Here is an 18,917-nt window from a genome sequence, read left to right on the forward strand (position 1 = left end):
CATGACCGAGCGGCAAAGAACCGCCCGCTTCCATCCGAGCATCAAGCCTAATCCCATCGACGGCCGGGTGCGGTCGCTCAGGAGAGCGGGATAGCGTTATTCCCATGCAGTTCTATGGAACGTCGCCGCGCCACGACCTCACCTACTCCGACGTGTTCCTCGTACCGTCGCGATCGAACGTCACCAGCCGTCTGGACGTGTCCCTCGCGCCCAACGACGGCACCGGCGCGACCATCCCGATCGTGTCCGCCAACATGAACTCGGTGACCGGCAAGCGCCTCGCCGCGACCCTCGCCCGGCGCGGTGGACTCGGCGTGCTCCCGCAGGACATGCGCCTGCAGGACCTCGACGACGCGATCCGCTGGGTGAAGGCCCAGCCGGTGGCGTTCGACACCCCGTACGACGCCCGGCCGGACGAGTCGGTCGCCGACGTGCTGCGCCGCATCCCGCCGGTGGAGGGGCACGGGATCGTCGTGAGCGACGCATCCGGCGCCTACCTCGGCTGCCTGGCCGCGGTGCAGCTGGGCTCCGCCTTGCCGGATGCGCGGATCGGCGACCTGCTGCACGGCGCGCTCACCTCGCTCGACGCAGAGGACCTGTCCGACGGTCGGGCCGCCTTCCGGGTGATGGACGCCGCCGGGCTCGAATTCGCCCCGGTCCTCGACCACGGCAAGGTCGTCGGCACCCTGTCTCGCCGCAGCGCCCTCCGCTCCACGATCTACACGCCCGCGCTGGACGCGCACGGCCGGCTGCGCGTCGCGGCCGCGGTCGGCATCAACGGCGACGTCGAAGGGAAGGCGAAGGCGCTCGCCGCGGCCGGCGTCGACGTGCTGGTGATCGACACCGCGCACGGCGACCAGGACGGCATGATCCGCGCCATCCGCACGGTCAAGGCGCTCGACCTCGGCCTGCCGATCGTCGCGGGCAACGTCGTGACCGAGCAGGCGGTCCGCGACCTCGTGGCCGCCGGTGCGGACATCCTCAAGGTCGGCGTCGGACCGGGCGCCATGTGCACGACCCGCATGATGACCGCGGTCGGGCGTCCCCAGTTCTCGGCGGTGCTCGAGACCAGCGCGACCGCCCGCGAGCTCGGCGCCCACGTCTGGGCGGACGGCGGCGTGCGGTACCCGCGCGACGTGGCGCTGGCGCTCGCCGCGGGCGGCGCCTCGGTGATGATCGGCTCCTGGTTCGCCGGGACGATCGAGGCGCCCGGCACGCTCGACCGGGACGCGAACGGCGCCCTCTACAAGGAGAGCTGGGGCATGGCCTCCACCAAGGCGGTCAAGGGACGCTTCGAGCGGCTGGACGCGTACGACCTGGCCCGCAAGGAGCTCTTCGCCGAGGGCATCTCGAGCTCCCGCATCTACCTCGACCCGATGCGGCCGTCGGTGGAGGACCTGCTCGACATGATCACCACGGGCGTCCGCAGTTCGTTCACATACGCCGGAGCGCGCACGCTCGCGGAGTTCCACGAGCGTGCGCTTGTCGGCATCCAGTCGGCCGCCGGCTACGAGGAGGGCAAGGCGCTCCCTGTCAGCTGGTAGCCCCTTCCCCTTCCGCGAATTGCTCGTCGTTGCTGTCCGGCACGGCGTGCCGATCGCAACGACGAGCAATTCAGCGGGGGGAGCGGGGGAGCGGGGTCAGCGGCGGCGGATGAGGACGGTGACGGCGGCTCCGATCACGGCCAGGGCGGCGACGCCGAGGAACAGGAGCAGGAAGCCTCCTGCGGCGGCGTCCGCGGCGGTCGCACCTCCGGCGGTCAGCGCGGAGGTCTGAGCGGCGGCGATCCCGCCCAGGACCGCCAGCCCGAGCGCTCCACCGATCTGCTGGGCCGTGTTGACGAGACCGCTCGCCAGGCCGGACTCCGACTCCGGCACCCCGCGCACCGCGAGCTGGGTGGCGGTGACGAACGTGGCGCCGAGTCCTAGCCCGATGACGACGCTGGGGAGCAGGAAGCCGAGCACGAAGCCGGTCGACCCGGCGAGGGCGAACCACACGACGCCCGCGGCGAGGACGACCAGCGCACCCGTCAGGGTGGGTCGCAGGCCGGCGCGGTTCACGACCGCCGGCACCGCCCCGGCGACGCCGACGAGGGCGAGCGCGAGCGGGAGCTGGCTGAGACCGGCCGAGAGCGCATCCAGGCGCAGCACCTCCTGCAGGTAGACCGACAGGGCGAAGAACAGCGCGACGGTCGCGCCGCCGACCACCAGCATCACCAGATCGCCGGCGAGGGCGTCGCGGTTGCGGAAGAAGCCGAACGGCAGCAGCGGGTGGGATGCGCGGCGCTCGACGAGCACGAAGGCGGCGAGCAGGACGACAGCGGCGATCGCGAGGCCGAGGACGACCGGGTGGGTCCAGCCGAGCGTGCCGCCCTCGCTGAGCGCTGCAACGGCTGCGGCGAGACCGAGGGTCGCCGTGGCGGCGCCGGCCGCGTCCATCCGCTCACGGGTCGCGATCCGGTCGCGCGTGATGAGGAACGGGATGACGGCGAGCACCAGGATGCCGACCGGCACGTTGACGAAGAAGACGGCCGGCCAGCCGAAGCTCGCGGTGAGCACGCCGCCGAGGAGCACGCCGGCGGCGCTGCCCATCCCGGCCACGGCGCCCCACAGCCCCAGAGCCTTGCCGCGGGCGGCGGCGTCCGGGAACAGCTGGGTGAGGAGGGCGAGGGACGCGGGCGCCAGGAGGGCGGCGAACGCCCCCTGCACCGCGCGGGCGGCGAGAAGCATGGTGCCGTCGACCGACAGGCCGGCCGCGAGCGAGGCGAGGGCGAAGCCCGCGACGCCGATCAGGAAGACCCGACGGTGTCCGTAGCGGTCGGCCAGCCGGCCGCCCAGCAGCAGGAGGCCGCCGAAGGGGAGGACGTACGCGGTCACCACCCAGGCCAGTGCGGCGGTGTCGAGTCCGAGCGCCGAGCCGACGGACGGGAGGGCGATGTTCACGATGGAGGCGTCGAGGACGACGAGGAACTGCGCCAGGGCGAGGACGGCCAGGGCCCACCAGCGGTGACGGCTGCGCGGGGTGATAGCGGTCGACGGGGCGTCGGCCGGGGGAGCGAGACGGGTGGTGTTCATGATCTTTCTCCTTTGCTAGTGAGTGACTGGTCAATCACTGTTTGAGGTGTGCGATGTGATAATGAGGGAGCGGGTGGTTCAGGGGTGCCGGATCCCTTTCGTGAGCACGCGGGCCCACGTCTCCGGGATCTCGTCGAGGCCGGCCGTCACGATGAGGTGGCAGAGCTGGCCCCAGGCGATGAAGTGCTGGACGGCGTCGCCGTCGGCGCCGGAGCGCTCGGTGGCGAAGCGGGTGATGCGCGCGAGGCCCTGGCGGAGCGCGGCCTGGATGGCTGGGACATCCGACGCCGACTGCGCGTGCACCTGGAGCATGAGCAGCGAGCGATCGGCGATCAGATCGGCGTACGCCTCACCCATCGCGTCGAGGACTTCGGCAGGCGTTCCGTCCTCCACGGTGCGGGCGCCCTCCTCGAGCGCCGCCTCGATGCGCTCGAAGCAGCGCTCGAGGGCGGCGACGAACAGGGTCTCCTTGCCGGGGAAGAGCTTGAACACGTACGCGGTGGAGATGTCGGCGTCCGCGGCGATCGACGCGATCGGGGTGCCGAGGTAGCCGCTCGCGGCGAACACCGTGATGGCGCTGTCGAGCACCGCCTCGCGGCGGTCGTCTGCGGTGGAGAGGGTTCGTGCCATGTGAGTGACTGTACACTCACTCTTTCGGGAATGTCAACGACGAACCGAAGATCGGACGGACCGGCACGCCAGTTGCGGATCGTCTCTCGCATGCGAGGGACATGGCCGATACTTTGGCTACGTCGGATTGGACTTGCGCGTTCGCGTCGCTCTCGATGCTTGTTGTGGTCGATATCCCTCCGCTCCGGGAGCGGGCCAACGCGGGGCAGAAGGGAGATGCGATTTGACCTTCATTTCTGCTCTGGCCACACCTCGGTTCGTGTTCATAAGTGGCGATTTGCGTGTCACGACCATGCGCGGGCGTCGGGTAGAGGATCAAAGCGACTGGGCAACGAAGACTATGCAGCTTGACAGTGACGACATTTTCGGCTGGACGGGTGTAGCTCGAATCGGCAACCGATTAGTCGACGAATGGGTGGCGGACGCGCTGAATGGCGTACCACGCGATGAGCGATTGCGCGCTCTCGCCTTGAAGGCAACAGAAGCGTTTAGGCGGTTTCGAATTCTCGAGCCGCATGCGTTACTTGGCGCAGGGTTCCAAGAGCAGCGCGGTAAGCGCGTACCCCGCGGGTGGATCGTTACCAACGCATGGGATGACATCGATCTTCGTTTCGACCCTAAAACGCGCGACTTGGAGTTCGAAGTGCATCCGCTTGCGCCGGACGACTCAGGGGTGACCACTCTGTGGAGCGTTGGAGGAGAAGACGAGAACGGAGACTTAACGAACCCGGCTATCGCAAAGGCGAAGGCTGACTTGGAGGCGCTTGCGCGTCAGGACACCGCCGACCCTCGACCGATCATGCTTCGCCTGTCTGAGCTCAGCGCCGAAATGGCTTCAAGCGGCGAACACATCGGAGCCAGTTCTATCGTGACCTCGTTGCCGCGAAAAGCAGACGGCGACAGCGGCCTTATTACATTCGTCGAACCGCCCGATCTGGGGTCCATGCAGCGCTTTGCGGTCACGGCAAATTACGTGCGTGACTTTCGGGGGCCGCACCCTGAGTATTTCAGGCAGCCTGGCCTGATAAGTGAAAAGGGCTTCTCGCTGACCGGCATCGTCTCGTCTCGGCAAGGGACGGAACTCGGGCCCGACCCACATAGAGGTTCCGGGTCCAGGCCAGGAGCCTCCTTCGGCCTTTGACGGTCGTTCAAACCTCAAGAGAATTGCCGAAGATCGGACGGACCGGCACGTCAGTTGCGCCGGGTCGCGTCCTGAACTTCGCCGACCAGCTCCTCGATGATGTCCTCGAGGAACAGCACGCCCGCGGTCGCGCCCTCGCCGTCGACCACGCGCGCGAGGTGGCTGCCCGATCGGCGCATGGTGGCCAGGGCGTCCTCCAGGTCGCTGCCCGAGAACACCGTGACCAGGCGGCGGATGCGCTTGGCGGGAACGGGGAGCTCGAAGCCGGTCTCCTCCAGGTCGAGCACGTCCTTGAGGTGCAGGTAGCCGGTCGGCTCGCCGTCCGCGTCCGGGACCACGTAGCGGGAGAAGCCGTACTTGGCGACGGCCTTCTCCACGTCCGCGGGGGTCGGGGACGCCGGAAGCGTGACGAGCGCGTCGAGCGCGACGGCCGCCTCCCGGACCTTCTTCTCGGTGAACTCGAACGCCGCCGTCAGTGCGCCGGTGCGATCCGTCAGCACGCCCTCACGGGTGGACTGGGACACGATGGTCGCCACCTCGTCGAGCGTGAAGGTGCTCGCCGCCTCGTCCTTCGGCTCCACGCGGAACAGGCGCAGCACGCTGTTGGCCGTCGCGTTCAGGGCGACGATGATCGGCCGCACCGCGCGCCCGATGCCGACGAGCGGCGGAGCGAGCAGGAGGGCGGCCTTGTCGGGCATCGAGAACGAGATGTTCTTCGGCACCATCTCGCCGAACACGACGTGGAGGAACGACACCACCACGAGCGCCACGATGAAGGCGATGGTGCCGATGGCCTCCTCCGACCATCCGGTCAGGTGGAGCGGGATCTCGAGCAGGTGGTGGATCGCCGGCTCGGAGACGTTCAGGATCAGCAGCGAGCACACGGTGATGCCCAGCTGCGTGGTCGCGAGCATCAGCGTCGCGTGCTCCATCGCGAACAGCGCGGTTTTGGCGCTGCGCTTGCCGCGCTCCGCAAGCGGCTCGATCTGGGAGCGGCGGGCGGAGATGACGGCGAACTCGGCGCCGACGAAGAAGGCGTTGATCGCGAGCAGCACGACCAGCCAGGCGAGTCCGGCCCAGTCACTCATGGCGCACCCCCTCGGCGTCCGCGCCCTCGGTCACGACGACCGGATCGGGCGTGTAGCGGATGCGGTCGACGCGGCGGCCGTCGAGGCGTTCGACGCGCAGCGTGCCGCCGTCGATGGTCACCTCGTCGCCGACCTTCGGCAGCCTCCCGAGCTCGTTCATGACGAAGCCGGCGACCGTCTCGTACGGGCCCTCCTCGGGAACGGTGACGCCGGCCCGCTCCTCGAGCTCGTCGGGACGCAGGATGCCGGGGAACGTGATGGAGTCGCGGCCGCGGATGACGCCGGCGCGCGTGCGATCGTGCTCATCCGCGACCTCGCCGACGATCTCCTCGACCAGGTCCTCCAGGGTGGCGATGCCGGACGTGCCGCCGTACTCGTCCACGACGATTGCGAGCTGGTAGCCGCGGGCGCGGAGCTCACCGAGCAGCGTGTCCAGGTTCATCGTCTCGGGCACGCGCAGCGCCTCGGTCATGAGGGCGGACACGGGGACGCGGCCGCGGCGCTGGCGCGGGACGCCGACCGCCTGCTTGACGTGCACTACGCCGACGACGTCGTCGATGTCGTCGCCGATGACCGGGAAACGGGAGTAGCCCGTCTTGCGGGCGAGGTCGCTGACCGCCTGCGCGGGGTCGGTGCGCTGCACCGCCTCGATCCGGGGCCGCGGGGTCATCACGTCGGAGGCGTTGCGGCTGGAGAAGGCGAGCGTGCGGCTGAGCAGCGTGGCCGTGTCCTCCTCCAAGACGCCGGCGCTCGCGGAGCGGCGGACCAGCGAGGAGAGCTCGTCGGCCGTCCGCGCGCCCGACAGCTCCTCCTTCGGCTCGATGCCGAGCAGGCGCAGGATGCCGTTCGCGGTGCCGTTGAGCAGCCCGACGAAGGGCCGGAACACCGTCGTGAACACGGTCTGGAACGGGATGACGATCTTGGCCGTCGCGAGGGGAAGCGCGAGCGCGAAGTTCTTGGGCACCAGCTCGCCGAGGATCATCGACAGCAGGGTGGCGATCGTGATGGCGACGATCGTCGCGATGGGCATCACGGCGCCGTCGGGCAGCCCGGTCGCGGTCAGGGGACCGCGCAGCAGCGAGCTGATCGCGGGCTCCATCGTGTAACCGGTGAGCAGCGTCGTCAGCGTGATGCCGAGCTGGGCGCTCGACAGATGCGTCGAGGTGATCTTGAGCGCCGCGATCGTCATCGTCAGGCGCGACACGCCGCGCTCCCGCCGTGCCTCGAGGTCACCGCGGTCGAGGTTGACCAGCGCGAACTCGCTGGCGACGAACAGTCCGGTGCCGACGGTCAGCAGGAGGCCGACCGCCAGCATGATCCATTCATAGGCCACGCCGCTCACCTCGCCGAGTCCGGGGCGGGCCGGCCGTCAGGAATGGGCTGGGAGAGGGAGGGTCGTCCATTTGCCCGCCAGTATATCGAGGCCGGATGCGCAGCCTGCGGGAGTTCTCAGGCGGATTCACAGGGTGTAGACCGCCGATTCCAGGTAGCCCGCACGAGCGGCCCCGGGGCGTAGCATCCCGCCCGGATGAAGGAGGAATCATCATGTTGGAGTCGAGCGTCACATACTCCGTCCTTCCTGCCTCCGACCTGCAGCGGGCCACCGCGTGGTACCGCGACAAGCTGGGGCTCGAACCGGAGCGGACCACCGACGGCGGTGTCCTGTACGGCACCGGCGGCGAGGGGAAGATCTACGTGTACGAGACCAGCAACGCCGGCACCGCGCAGAACACCGCGATGTGCTGGCTGGTCGACGACATCGAGGGCGTCATGTCCGACCTGCGCGGCAGGGGCGTGGTCTTCGCGGACTACGACTTCCCCGGGCTCAAGACCGAGAACGGGATCGCGACCGACGAGATGGGGCGGTCGGCGTGGTTCCAGGACAGCGAGGGCAACTACCTCTGCCTGACCCAGCCCACCTGACCCGACCGCCCGGGGCGACGTGCTGCGCTCAGCGGCGCCACTTCGCACGGACGTACTGCGGCGGCCAGTAGTCGATCTCGACGCCGAGCTCGTGCGCGGCCCGCAGCGGGAAGTGCGGGTCGCGGAGGAGTTCGCGCGCCAGCATGACCGCGTCCGCCCGACCGCTCTCGACGATCTCGGCCGCCTGCTCCGGCGTGGTGATGAGCCCGACCGCGCTCACATCCACCTCGGACGTGCTGCGCACGTGGTGCGCGAACGGCACCTGGTAGCCGGGCTCGACGGGGATGCGGATGCCCGCCTGGATGCCGCCGCTGGAGATGTCGAAGAAGTCGGCTCCGGCGTCCTGGGCCCACGCGGCGACGGTCGCGGTCTGGTGCTCGTCCCAGCCGCCCTCGGTCCAGTCGCTCGCCGAGAACCGGACGAACAGGGGAGCGTCGGGCGCCTCCTCACGGACGGCCGCGACCACGCGCAGCAGCAGCCGCGCGCGGTTCTCGAGCGACCCGCCGTACTCGTCGGTGCGCTGGTTCGAGATCGGCGAGAGGAACTGGTGGATGAGGTAGCCGTGCGCCGCGTGGATCTCCAGCACCCGGAAGCCCGCCTCCAGCGACCGTCGCGTCGCCGTACGGAAGTCGTCGACGACCTTGTCGATGCCGGCGGCGTCCAGCTCCTGCGGCACGGCGTAGCCGTCGAACGGGATGGCGGAGGGCGCGACCGTCTTCCAGCCGCCCTCGCTCTCCGGAACGGTTCCGGTGCGCCCGTCGGACGCGAGTCCCGAGAAGGTGGACGCCTTGCGTCCCGCGTGAGCGAGCTGGATGCCCGGAACGGCGCCCTGCTCCGCGATGAACGCGGTGATCGGCTTCCACGCGTCGCGCTGCTCGTCCGTCCAGATCCCGGTGTCCTCCGGGCTGATGCGACCCTCGGGGCTGACGGCGGTCGCCTCGCTGAAGACGAGGCCGCTCCCGCCGGTGGCGAAGGATCCGAGGTGGACCAGGTGCCAGGTGTTCGGGATGCCGGACTGGTCGAAGACCGAGTACTGGCACATCGGCGAGGTCCAGATGCGGTTGCGGGTGGTGACGCCGCGCAGGGTCAGGGGGTCGAAAAGAGAGGGCATGTCTCCATCTAAGCCCCGAGGGCGTCGAGATATGCCCGGAGACCCTGAGGACTCGTGAAGACGTGGCCCGCGATGCCGAGCGCTTCGGCCCCGCGCACGTTCTCCTCCTTGTTGTCGATGAAGACGGTCTGCTCGGGAGTGACGCCCAGCGACGACATGACGTGCTCGAAGATCTCGGGGCTCGGTTTGATGGTGCCGAGCTCGCCGCTGACGAACACCTGCTCGAACAGGTCGCCCAGCGTTCCGTGCCGGAAGTACGACCCGAAGTCGCGTCCGGCGTTGGAGAGCAGCGCCATCCGGGTGCCGCCCTCCTTGAGGTCGAGCAGCACGTCGAGCGTGTCGTGGTCGATGGTGAGCCAGCTCCGGAAGTCGGCCAGCCACAGTCGGTGCACGGTCGCGTCGCCCCAGCTCTCGCCGAGCTCGCGCTCGATGCCGCGCCAATACGACTGGATGCTCAGCGTGCCCTGGTCGAGCGCGTTGCGGTGCCGCCAGTAGGCGGGCCAGAACCGCTCCGCGTCGCCGCCGGCCAGCTCGGTCAGTGCCGCGCGGTCCTCCGGGGTCGGGGTCACCGAGATGACCTCGCCGTAGTCGAACACGATCACCTTGCCGGGGATGCTGATCGCCATGCTCTCAACCTATCGTGGGCGGCGCGGGGTTCGATGGGGGACGATGGACTCACGAGCGAGCGGAGGCGGCCGGTGACGCAGTGGCAGCAGTGGGACGGGACGGACGCGGCGGCGTGGATCGCGGTGCCCCAGGAGTCGAGCGACAAGTACTCGCGCGGCGTGCTCGGGGTGGTGACCGGCTCGGAGCGGTATCCGGGGGCCGCGGTGCTCGGCGTCGAAGGGGCGTCGCGCACCGGTGTCGGCATGATCCGCTACCTCGGCGCCGACCGGCCGACCGATCTGGTCATCCGCCGTCGCCCCGAGATCGTCACCGCGCCGGGCCGGGTGCAGGGCTGGCTGATCGGATCGGGCATGGACGCGTCCAGCCGCCCCGACGACGACGCTCAGCGGCTGCGTGCAGCGCTCCGTGACGGCCGCCCGCTGGTGATCGACGCCGGCGCGCTCGACCTCGTCGGCCGGGCGTCCGCGCCGGTGATCGTCACCCCGCACTTCCGCGAGCTCGCGACGATGCTCGCCGCCCGGGCCGACGACGATTCGGACGCCGTGACCGCCGACGACATCTCCGCCGACCCGGCCGAGTGGGCCGTTCGGGCGGCGGACAGCCTCGGGGTGACCGTGCTGCTCAAGGGCCACACGACGTACGTCGCCGCGCCCGGCGGCCCGCACTACGCCGTGACCGCGGGCCCGGCCTGGCTCGCGACAGCGGGCAGTGGCGACGTGCTCGGCGGCGTTCTCGGCGCGCTCGTGGCGACGCACGCCCGCGAGATCGACGAGGACGGGCACGCGGCGCTCGCCGCGCTCGGCGCGACGGCCGCCTGGGTCCACGGACGCGCGGGGGAGCGCATCTCCGACGGCGGCCCGATCGTGGCGCTGGACATCGTCGACGGTCTGCCCGGTGTCGTGCGGGAGCTGGTCCGCGGGCGCGGCTGACCGCAATCGCATCCCGTTCAGGACCGCGTTCGACGCATCCCCTAGGATGTGGCGCTATGGGGATGGAAGCGGCGCCGATCCGCGCGTCGGCGATCCCGGAGACGGACCCCGGAACCGTCCGCCGGGTCCTCCGCAGCCCCCTCACGCTGTGGATCGCGTTCCTCCTCGTGCACCTGATCGTCAGCGGTCTCGCGCTCGACCAGGGCAAGGGCCTCGGCGACGTCTTCCTCGTCTACAAGCCGTGGGCGCAGCTGGCCGCGCAGGGCACCCAGATCGTCGGGGTCGACTCGGATTGGGTGTACCCGTTCGGCGCGCTGGTCCCGATCATGCTTCCGCTGCTGTTCGGCGACCACGGGTACGTCTGGGCGTGGCTCAACATGGTGCTGCTGCTCAACGCGGCCGCCTTCGCCGTGCTCATCGGCGGCCGCGAGCCGCGCCGGCTGGTCGCCGCGTGGTGGTGGCTCGGCTTCCTGCTGCTGCTGGGCCCGATCGCGGTCGGGCGGCTCGATGCGGTGTCCGCCTCCCTCGCGATCGTCGGCCTGCTCTGGCTCACCCTGCACGAACGGGCCGCGGTCGTGGTGCTGACCGCCGCGACCTGGATCAAGGTCTGGCCGGCCGCCATCCTGCTCGCCGCGGTGGTCGCGCTTAAGTCGCGCTGGCACATCGTGCTCGTGGCGGTGGTCACGTCGGCGGTCATCGTCGCGGTGCCGCTGATCTTCGGCGCCGGGTGGCACATCCTGAGCTTCATCACCATGCAGACCGATCGCGGCCTGCAGATCGAGGCGCCGGTGAGCACGATCTGGATGTGGCAGGCGGCGTTCCACGTGCCGGGTGCGGCCGTGTACTACGACCGCCAGCTGCTGACGTTCCAGGTGAGCGGCAGCGGGACGGGGATTGCGGGCAGCCTGATGAACCCGCTGTTCGCGCTGACCGCGGTCGTCGTGACGCTGATCGGCGTGCGGGCGCTGCGGCGCGGTACACCGTACACGCGCATCCTGCCGGAGCTGTCGCTGGCACTGGTGACCGCGTTCATCGCCTTCAACAAGGTGGGGTCGCCGCAGTACGTGGTCTGGCTGGCGGCGCCGGTCGTCATCGGGCTGACCTACCAGGGCCGCGGCTTCCGGACGCCGGCCATCCTGGTGCTCGTCACCGCGGGCCTGACGCAGGTGTTCTACCCGTTCTTGTACGACTTCTTGCTGGTGCCGGATCCGGTCATGGTCGCGGTCCTGACCCTGCGAAACCTCATGTACTTCGTCATCCTGGGCTGGACGATCGGCGCGCTGTGGCGGCGACGGCACCGGCAGGAGGCGGCGGGCGACCTGGTGCCCGCGCACGCATGGCCGTTCCGCTCGGCGCCCGGCGCGCACGCCGAGCCGGTGGGCGGCGACCCGCGCTGAGCCGGGATGCCCGGTTCCCTGGCCGTGGACCCGCAGAAGATGACATCATCGAGGGACCCGTCCATCCCGTCGAAGGGGGAATCATGCTGGTGGCGTTCTCTGTGGCCCCGAGCGGTGGGGAAGGGGCCGACGCGTCGGTGCATGACGCGGTCGCCGCGGCCGTGCGCGTGGTGCGCGAGTCCGGGCTCCCGAACCACACCGATGCGATGTTCACGACGATCGAGGGGAGTGGGACGAGGTCTTCGACGTCGTCCGGAGGGCGACCGAGGCGGTGGGCCGGTTCGGCACGCGCGTCTCGCTCGTCCTGAAGGCCGATATCCGCCCGGGCTACACCGGAGAGCTCGAGGGCAAGGTGCAGCGGCTCGAGGCCGCGCTGGAGCAGGGGGACTGACGTGGATCTGAACACGATCGTCCTCGCCGTGATGGGCGTGCTGATCTATCTGACTCCGCTGCTCGCGCTTATCGCCGTGCTGGCCGGCGGCGTGGTGCTCGGCTGCGTCATCGTCGCGATCGTCGGCGCAGTGCGCACAGGGGTCGCGCGTCCCGAGGAGACCCGGGATGTGGACGTCGCCGAGTTCTTCGAGCAGGAATCCGCCGCGGCGATGGCGGCGGGTCGAAACGATTCGATATAGACTCGGCGGGTGACCCCGATTCTTGACGGGCCGACGACGATGTCGTCGGCCCGTATTCGTCTTGCTCTCCTGGCGCTCGCCCTCGGCGGCTTCGGCATCGGCTCCACCGAGTTCGTCGCGATGGGCCTGCTGCCCAACATCGCGCACGACCTGCTGCCGCAGGTGTACGCGGCCTCGCCCGACGACGCCAACGCCCAGGCCGGCTGGATCATCTCCGCCTACGCGCTCGGCGTCGTGGTCGGAGCGCCCACCATCGCAGCCGTCGCCGCGCGCTGGCCGCGCAAGAAGCTGCTGCTGTGGCTGCTGGTCGCCTTCACCGTCGGCACGATCGCGTCGGCCGTCGCTCCGACGTTCCAGCTCGTGATGCTCGCGCGGTTCGTCTCGGCGCTGCCGCACGGCGCCTACTTCGGCATCGCATCGCTGGTCGCCGCCTCCCTCATGGGTCCCGGGAAGCGCGGCCGCGGGGTCGCCTTCGTGCTCTCCGGGCTGACGATCGCGAACGTCATCGGCGTTCCCGCGATCACCTGGATCGGGCAGCACAACGGCTGGCGCATCGCCTACCTGGTCGTCGCCGCGATCTTCGCGCTGACCTTCGTCGCCGTGGCGTTCCTCGTCCCGTGGCAGGCCGGCAACGCGAAGGCGACCATGCGCACCGAGCTGCGGGCGTTCACTCGCCTGCAGGTCTGGCTGGCGCTGCTGATCGGCGCGATCGGCTTCGGTGGGTTCTTCGCCGTCTACACGTACATCGCGCCGATCGTCACCACGGTCACCGGGCTCCCGGAGGCGTCGGTGCCGCTCATCCTGATCGTCGCCGGTCTCGGCATGACCGTCGGCAACATCCTGGGCGGCCGGGCTGCGGACCACAGCGTCCGGAACAGCATGCTGCTGTTCTTCGCGATCCTGCTGGTCGCGCTGGCGGCCCTGTGGCTGACCGCGTCCACGGTCGTCGGGCTCGTCGTGTCGGTGTTCGTGGTGGCCGGCGCCTGCTCGGCGCTGTCGCCGACCATCCAGACCCGGCTGATGGATGTGGCCCACGACAGCCAGTCGATCGCCGCGGCCCTCAACCACTCGGCGCTGAACATCGCGAACGCGTCGGGCGCCGCGCTCGGCGGCCTCACGATCGCCGCAGGACTCGGCTACCTCTCGCCGATCGTGGTCGGCGCGATCCTCGCCGTCGCGGGCATCCTGCTGGCTCTCCTGTCGTTCGGGATCGACCGCTCGCGCGAGCGCCGCGGCGTCGACACCGGCGTGGTCCACGCGCAGCGCCCCGACCCCATCCCCGTCGACTAGCCCCGGAGCACGGCTGGGGTCAGTCGTTCTGGAGGAGGATGCCGTCCTGGATGGCGCGCTTGCGGAGGGCGACCTTGGTGCCCACGTCGTAGCCGGCCACGCGGTACTTCTCACGGATGCGCTTGAGGTAGCTCTTGGCCGTCTCGTCGGAGATGCCGAGCTGGAACGCCACCGCCTTGACGGGCTCGCCGGCGCCGTACAGCGCCATGACCCGGCGCTCCTGGGCGCTCAGCTTCGGTGCCCCGCCGAGCTCGCCGGCGTTGAGCGCGAGGTCGAGCTCGGCCGAGATGAACGACTCGCCCTTGCGCGCCGCGCGGATCGCCTCGACGATCATCTCCGCGTCCTCGCTCTTCACGAGGTAGCCCATCGCTCCGGCGGCCAGAGCCTCGCGCACGACAGCGGGCTCGGAGTACGTGCTCATCAGCACGGTCGCCACGCCGGTCGTCTTCAACGTCGACAGCTTGAGCGAGATCGGGATGTTGTCCTTGAGGTCCAGGTCGAGGAGGACCACGTCCACCGGGAACTCGGGATGCGTCAGCAGCTCGGGCCAGCTGGCCACCGCGGCCACCATGCGGATGTCGTCCGCGGCGCTGCGGATCCACTCGGTGAGCGCTCCGAGGAGCATCTTGTGGTCATCGACGATCGCGATCCGAATCGGCGGCTGCTCGCCCATGTCGTGCCTTTCTGTCCCGTTCTGCCCGCTGGGTCAGCCCAGTTCGGCGGAAGTGTCGCGGATCGAGGTGATCTCGATCCGCAGGGTCGATCCGGAGAACGACTCGGCATAGCGCCCCACTTTACGGATAGCTTGCCATGCCGCGGGGTCTACCCCGTTTCGCGGCACACCGCTCGTCGTGATCACGATGAGCGTCGTCGCGCCCGGGTTTGCGGACTTCGGGTAGGTGCCGACCGGGCGGGAGAGGTCGAGCGTGAGGGTGCGCGGAGCTCCGGCACCCGTGCGGACGGGGTCGCTGATCAGCAGCCAGACCGCGGTGAGCAGGCCGTCGCGCTGGTCGCGGCTCAGCCAGGCGGCCAGGCCGTCGGGGTCGGTCAGCGTCACCGACGGGCCGAGCAGGGCCGACTCCGTCACGGCGTGATAGAGCCAGGTCTCCTTGCGGCCCTGGATGAGGTGGAGGCGGAGCTCCGTCGCGATGCTGGCGGCGGCGTCCGCGGTGTCCTCGTCGAGGGGAAGCCGGGTGCGGCCGGTGGCGACGCCGTCGAGCAGTCGTTCGGCGGCGAGGTCGAGGCGGGCGAGCTCTTCGGAGGCGAGCATCCCGACCGCGTAACCGGGGGAGACGACGGTGCTCTGCACCTGCACGAGGTCGAGCTCCAACTGCACCAGGGTGCGCAGGCTCCGGACGATCTGGACGCCGACGAGCGGAGGCGCGACCGCGATCGCCACGGTGACCACGCCGGGGCCGAGCAGCTGGAGGTCGGGCAGCGCACGCCAGACGACCACGATCCCGAGCGTCACACCGAGCACGGCGGTGGCCACGACGATGTCGCGGGCGGGACGGACCGGTGCACAGAGCAGCAGCGCGGGCCCGACCGCGGCCGCGGCCGTCAGCGGCACCACCGCGCCGTCGAGCGGCCACGTGCCCACCACGTCCAGGGCGACCGCCCCCGCCCACAGTGCGAGCGCGCCGAGGTACATCGGGAGCGGCAGCTGGTCCGGCAGGCGGAACCGCAGCACCAGTGCGCCGGCCAGCGACACCCCGATGAGCACCCAGGCCGAGACGGTGTAGCCCAGCAGGGCGTACTCGCCCGCGTTGATCGCGAACAGGATGAGCAGGAACGCGATCAGCGCGACCGTGGCCACGTTGAAGCCGAGGTCGAGGCGGGCGCGGCCGAGCGCATCCCGCTCGTCCCCGGCGGCGCCGCGGGCGATCGGGCTGCGCGGGAGGGTCCGCTCGTCGACACGGGTCACTTCGGAACCTCCAGCACCACGGTCGTCCCGCTGCCGGGCGACGAGAACAGGCGGGCGTTGCCGCCGACGTCCCGCAGCCGCGCGACGATCGACTCGGTGAACCCGAGACGTCCGGTGTCGATGCTCGCGACATCGAAGCCCTTGCCCGCGTCCGTGACCATCGCGCGCACGTTCGTCTCGTCGTCGGTGATCGTGACGTGCGCCTCGTTGACCCCGGAGTGACGGCGGACGTTCTCCAGGCACTCGCCGAGCGCCAGCAGGAACGCGTCGAGCACGTCGGACGGCAGCAGCACCTGCCCGGCGCCGTGCCAGTTGACCTCGAGCCCCATCCGGCGGAAACGCTGCTTGACTGACTCCAGCGTCTTGCCGAGGGTGGACTCCTCCACCGGCTTCAGCTTGTAGTCGCCCGACCGCGCCGGGTCGGGCGTGAAGCCGAGGCGGAGCTGACGCAGCAGGGCCGCGTCCTCCGCCGCCTGCTCGCGCAACGCGCCGTGGCTGACGCCGACGCCGGAGTGGGCGAGCAGGGTGAGCGTCGCGAGCACGGTGTCGTGCAGCAGGCGCGCACTCTGACGGCGACGCGCCTCCGTCTCGCTCGCCTGCCGCTCGACCCGGTAGGCGCGGCTCATGGTCGAGATGCGCTTCAGCGTGCGCGGCACGGTGCGCGAGAGCCAGATGCCCGTCGCGGTGAGCGCGACCCAGCCGGTCACGGTGAAGACGAGGGGTTCGATGAGGCGGGAGTGCGTCATCCCGAGCGTCACGCCGAGCGCGGCCAGGGTCGCCAGCGCCGAGACCACCAGCAGCAGGATGCGCGCCCGGGACGTCACCGCCAGCACGCATACGCACGCCACGGCGGCGGCGCCGATCACGCCGACCGCGCTGATCGCCGATTGCCCGAGCGCGGTGCCCGGGAGCAGGTGGATGAGGATCAGCGCGACGCCCGCGACCACGATCACCGGCATCCAGAGCATGAGTCGCAACAGCGTCGCGAGCTGCCACTGCGCGTATGCGAGGCATACGACCAGCACCAGGGACGCGAGGTACAGCGGCAGGGGAGGGAGCCGGGGACGCTCAGGCAGATCAGCGCCGTCGCGGTCGCCGTGAGGCCGACCGTGCGAGCGGTCGAGGCGAGGAGACGATCACGCTCCTTCTGGATGCGCGACATGCCCCTCCAACCTCGGTCACACGGCGAACAGGCGCCGCAGCTGCGTGCTGACGGCGTCGTCCTCGATCAGGAATCCGTCATGACCGAAGTCCGAGCGGATCACCACTGGAACTCTACCGTCCAGCGTGTCCGGCACGTGGTAGGCGATCAGGTCCTGTCCTTCGACGGGGAACAGCCGGTCGCTGTCGATGCCGACGACGAGCGTCTTGGCCGTCACCCGCGAGAGCGCCGCAGCCAGGCCGCCGCGACCGCGCCCGACGTCGTGGGAGTTCATGGCCTCCACGAGGGTGATGTAGCTGTTGGCGTCGAAGCGGCGGACGAACTTGTTGCCGTGGAAGTCCAGGTACGACTCGACCGCGAACCGGCCGCCGCCGCCGAGCGGGCTGATGCCGCTCTGCCAGGCGCGCTCGAACCGCTCGTTGAGCTCGGATGGGCTGCGGTAGTTGAGCAGCGCCATCCGGCGGGCGAGAGCGAGCCCGCGGTGCGGCCCGTCGCCGTCCTCGGCGTCGTAGTACTGGCCGCCACGCCAGAGCGGGTCCGTGCGCACCGCCTCGATCTGCACCGAGTTGAGCGCGATCTGGTCGGCGGTCGAGAACGGGGGCGCGGCGATCACCGCCAGCCTCTCGACGCGCTCGGGGAACGTGACCGCCCACTCCAGCGCCTGCATGCCGCCCATGGACCCGCCGACGACCGCGGCCCACCGGTCGAGGCCCAGAGCGTCGGCCAGCTGCGCCTGGGCGACGACCTGGTCCCGGATGGTCGTGAACGGGAAGCGGGACCCCCACTCCGCTCCGTCGGGAGCGAGGGATGCGGGACCGGTCGTGCCCTGGCAGCCGCCCAGCATGTTGGGGACCACGACGAACCAGCGGTCGGTGTCGATCGCCTTGCCCGGCCCGATGATGCCCTGCCACCACCCGGGGGTCCGCTGGCCCGGCCCCGCCGGTCCGACCGCGTGCGCGTCGCCGGTGAGGGCGTGGAGGACGAGGACGGCGTTGTCGCGCGCCTCGGACAGCTCGCCCCAGGTCTCGTAGGCGATGCGGACGTACGGAAGGCTCTCGCCGCTCTCGAACGAGAACGCGCCGATCCCGGCGAACTGGCGGCCGGCGACCGGGTCGGACTCCTTCCAGGCGCCGCTCGCGGGCGGCTTGCCCAGCAGCGTCCGCGCCTGGGCCTCCGTGATGAAGCTCGACGGGGCCGTATCGGCGGAGGTCTGCCAGTCCATGCGTCCATTCTTCCCGAGCGCGTGGATCGGCGGCGCTCTGTTACGCCCGGGGATGGCCGGCTTCAGCCCCGGTCGGCGTCGCTCGCGTTCGTGGGCGGGTCGCCTTGGTCCTCGGGGTGCCGCCGCAGGTGCTGCGTCCGCTCGTTGAGGTAGTTGACGATCGTTGCACTCGCGGTTCCGACGATGACGATGCCGCCCATCATCAGGATCACCGCGAGGACGCGGCCCTCCGGCGTCACCGGGTAGTAGTCGCCGTACCCGACCGTCGCCATCGTGACGAACGCCCACCACACCGCGTCCCCGAAGGTCTTGATGTTGGAGCCGTGCGCGTACCGCTCGACGTGCAGTTCGGCGAGCGAGATCACATAGATGAACATGACGATGAACGCGCCCGCGAACACGAGCACCCGTCGCCGGAGGTGCGACGGCGTGTTGCCACGGAACGCGCGCACCCGAGCGAGCCCCGTCAGCAGCAGGAACGGACGGGCCAGCGGGAGGAGCACCGACAGCAGCGCGATCGGGTGGCGACGGACGAAGCGGCCCTTGTCATGCGACAGCGACAGCCGCACGGTGAAGTCGAGCACGTAGAACGCCCAGACGGCGATGAGGATCACGGAGATGGTCACCGAGACCCACGACGGCTGCCCCACCCACAGGATGCCGACCGAGTAGGCGATGAGGAACAGGAACGACGCGCCGAGCGCAGGCCAGCTGGTGACGCGCTCCCAGGCCTTCCGGCGCCGGTCCTCCTCCACCACCTCGGCCAT

The 18,917-nt window shown here is 70.3% G+C and carries 18 protein-coding genes and 1 pseudogene; 8 read left to right on the forward strand and 11 right to left on the reverse strand.

The window, feature by feature from the left end; all coding sequences use genetic code 11:
- Positions 1–104: 104 nt before the first annotated feature.
- Positions 105–1,544 carry a GuaB1 family IMP dehydrogenase-related protein gene (locus ACRAWB_RS01420; RefSeq protein WP_431351727.1) on the forward strand — a complete coding sequence of 480 codons (1,440 nt, stop codon included), beginning with the start codon at positions 105–107 and terminating at the stop codon, positions 1,542–1,544.
- A 96-nt stretch (positions 1,545–1,640) separates the two neighbouring features.
- On the opposite strand, the gene ACRAWB_RS01425 is transcribed toward ACRAWB_RS01420, so the two are convergent.
- Together ACRAWB_RS01425 and ACRAWB_RS01430 are read right to left on the reverse strand one after the other, a co-directional pair.
- Entirely contained in the window at positions 1,641–3,074 is a 1,434-nt protein-coding gene (locus ACRAWB_RS01425) for an MFS transporter (protein ID WP_431351728.1), read from the reverse strand.
- A gap of 78 nt (positions 3,075–3,152) precedes the next feature.
- Complete coding sequence (locus ACRAWB_RS01430) at positions 3,153–3,704, reverse strand: TetR/AcrR family transcriptional regulator (RefSeq protein WP_431351729.1); 552 nt, start codon at positions 3,702–3,704, stop codon at positions 3,153–3,155.
- Positions 3,705–3,927: 223 nt separating this feature from the next.
- On the opposite strand from ACRAWB_RS01430, the gene ACRAWB_RS01435 reads away from it, so the two are divergent.
- Entirely contained in the window at positions 3,928–4,845 is a 918-nt protein-coding gene (locus ACRAWB_RS01435) for a hypothetical protein (RefSeq protein ID WP_431351730.1), read from the forward strand.
- Positions 4,846–4,895: 50 nt separating this feature from the next.
- Here ACRAWB_RS01435 and ACRAWB_RS01440 read toward each other — a convergent pair whose 3' ends face one another.
- Together ACRAWB_RS01440 and ACRAWB_RS01445 are read right to left on the reverse strand one after the other, a co-directional pair.
- Positions 4,896–5,933, reverse strand: coding sequence for a hemolysin family protein (locus tag ACRAWB_RS01440; RefSeq protein WP_431351731.1), 1,038 nt, complete (start codon positions 5,931–5,933; stop codon positions 4,896–4,898).
- Entirely contained in the window at positions 5,926–7,248 is a 1,323-nt protein-coding gene (locus ACRAWB_RS01445; RefSeq protein WP_431352687.1) for a hemolysin family protein, read from the reverse strand. The genes ACRAWB_RS01440 and ACRAWB_RS01445 overlap by 8 nt, the downstream gene beginning before the upstream one ends.
- Before the next feature lie 230 nt (positions 7,249–7,478).
- Between ACRAWB_RS01445 and ACRAWB_RS01450 the strand changes: the two genes are divergently transcribed.
- Positions 7,479–7,856: a VOC family protein gene (locus ACRAWB_RS01450; RefSeq protein ID WP_431351732.1), complete on the forward strand. Its 378-nt coding sequence runs from the start codon at positions 7,479–7,481 to the stop codon at positions 7,854–7,856.
- 28 nt (positions 7,857–7,884) lie between these two features.
- On the opposite strand, the gene ACRAWB_RS01455 is transcribed toward ACRAWB_RS01450, so the two are convergent.
- Together ACRAWB_RS01455 and ACRAWB_RS01460 are read right to left on the reverse strand one after the other, a co-directional pair.
- Entirely contained in the window at positions 7,885–8,967 is a 1,083-nt protein-coding gene (locus ACRAWB_RS01455; RefSeq protein ID WP_431351733.1) for an NADH:flavin oxidoreductase/NADH oxidase, read from the reverse strand.
- 8 nt (positions 8,968–8,975) lie between these two features.
- Positions 8,976–9,593 (reverse strand): HAD family hydrolase, encoded by a 618-nt coding sequence (locus ACRAWB_RS01460; protein ID WP_431351734.1) that lies wholly within the window; start codon positions 9,591–9,593, stop codon positions 8,976–8,978.
- A 72-nt stretch (positions 9,594–9,665) separates the two neighbouring features.
- Between ACRAWB_RS01460 and ACRAWB_RS01465 the strand changes: the two genes are divergently transcribed.
- From ACRAWB_RS01465 to ACRAWB_RS01485, 5 genes and pseudogenes are all read left to right on the forward strand, one after another.
- A complete protein-coding gene (locus ACRAWB_RS01465) occupies positions 9,666–10,523 on the forward strand; it encodes an ADP-dependent NAD(P)H-hydrate dehydratase (protein ID WP_431351735.1) in 858 nt (285 codons plus the stop codon).
- Between the two features lie 56 nt (positions 10,524–10,579).
- Entirely contained in the window at positions 10,580–11,920 is a 1,341-nt protein-coding gene (locus ACRAWB_RS01470) for a hypothetical protein (RefSeq protein WP_431351736.1), read from the forward strand.
- Positions 11,921–12,003: 83 nt separating this feature from the next.
- Positions 12,004–12,311 (forward strand): annotated as a pseudogene (locus ACRAWB_RS01475) (thiamine-binding protein).
- A 1-nt stretch (position 12,312) separates the two neighbouring features.
- The gene (locus ACRAWB_RS01480; protein WP_431351737.1) at positions 12,313–12,552 is read left to right on the forward strand and encodes a hypothetical protein; all 240 of its coding nucleotides are present in this window, start codon (positions 12,313–12,315) and stop codon (positions 12,550–12,552) included.
- A 9-nt stretch (positions 12,553–12,561) separates the two neighbouring features.
- Positions 12,562–13,842 carry an MFS transporter gene (locus ACRAWB_RS01485; protein WP_431351738.1) on the forward strand — a complete coding sequence of 427 codons (1,281 nt, stop codon included), beginning with the start codon at positions 12,562–12,564 and terminating at the stop codon, positions 13,840–13,842.
- A gap of 19 nt (positions 13,843–13,861) precedes the next feature.
- Here ACRAWB_RS01485 and ACRAWB_RS01490 read toward each other — a convergent pair whose 3' ends face one another.
- The 5 genes from ACRAWB_RS01490 to ACRAWB_RS01510 form a co-directional block, all read right to left on the reverse strand.
- Positions 13,862–14,515 (reverse strand): response regulator transcription factor, encoded by a 654-nt coding sequence (locus tag ACRAWB_RS01490; RefSeq protein ID WP_064111214.1) that lies wholly within the window; start codon positions 14,513–14,515, stop codon positions 13,862–13,864.
- 33 nt (positions 14,516–14,548) lie between these two features.
- Positions 14,549–15,766 carry a hypothetical protein gene (locus ACRAWB_RS01495; protein ID WP_431351739.1) on the reverse strand — a complete coding sequence of 406 codons (1,218 nt, stop codon included), beginning with the start codon at positions 15,764–15,766 and terminating at the stop codon, positions 14,549–14,551.
- Complete coding sequence (locus ACRAWB_RS01500) at positions 15,763–16,791, reverse strand: sensor histidine kinase (protein ID WP_431351740.1); 1,029 nt, start codon at positions 16,789–16,791, stop codon at positions 15,763–15,765. Before ACRAWB_RS01500 ends, ACRAWB_RS01495 begins: the two co-directional genes overlap by 4 nt.
- Positions 16,792–16,944: 153 nt before the next feature.
- Positions 16,945–18,150 (reverse strand): homoserine O-acetyltransferase MetX, encoded by a 1,206-nt coding sequence (gene metX, locus ACRAWB_RS01505; RefSeq protein ID WP_431351741.1) that lies wholly within the window; start codon positions 18,148–18,150, stop codon positions 16,945–16,947.
- Between the two features lie 62 nt (positions 18,151–18,212).
- Positions 18,213–18,917, reverse strand: coding sequence for a potassium channel family protein (locus ACRAWB_RS01510; protein ID WP_431351742.1), 705 nt, complete (start codon positions 18,915–18,917; stop codon positions 18,213–18,215).

The sequence above is a fragment of the Leifsonia poae genome (genome assembly GCF_050632865.1).
GTDB lineage: Bacteria > Actinomycetota > Actinomycetes > Actinomycetales > Microbacteriaceae > Leifsonia > Leifsonia poae_B.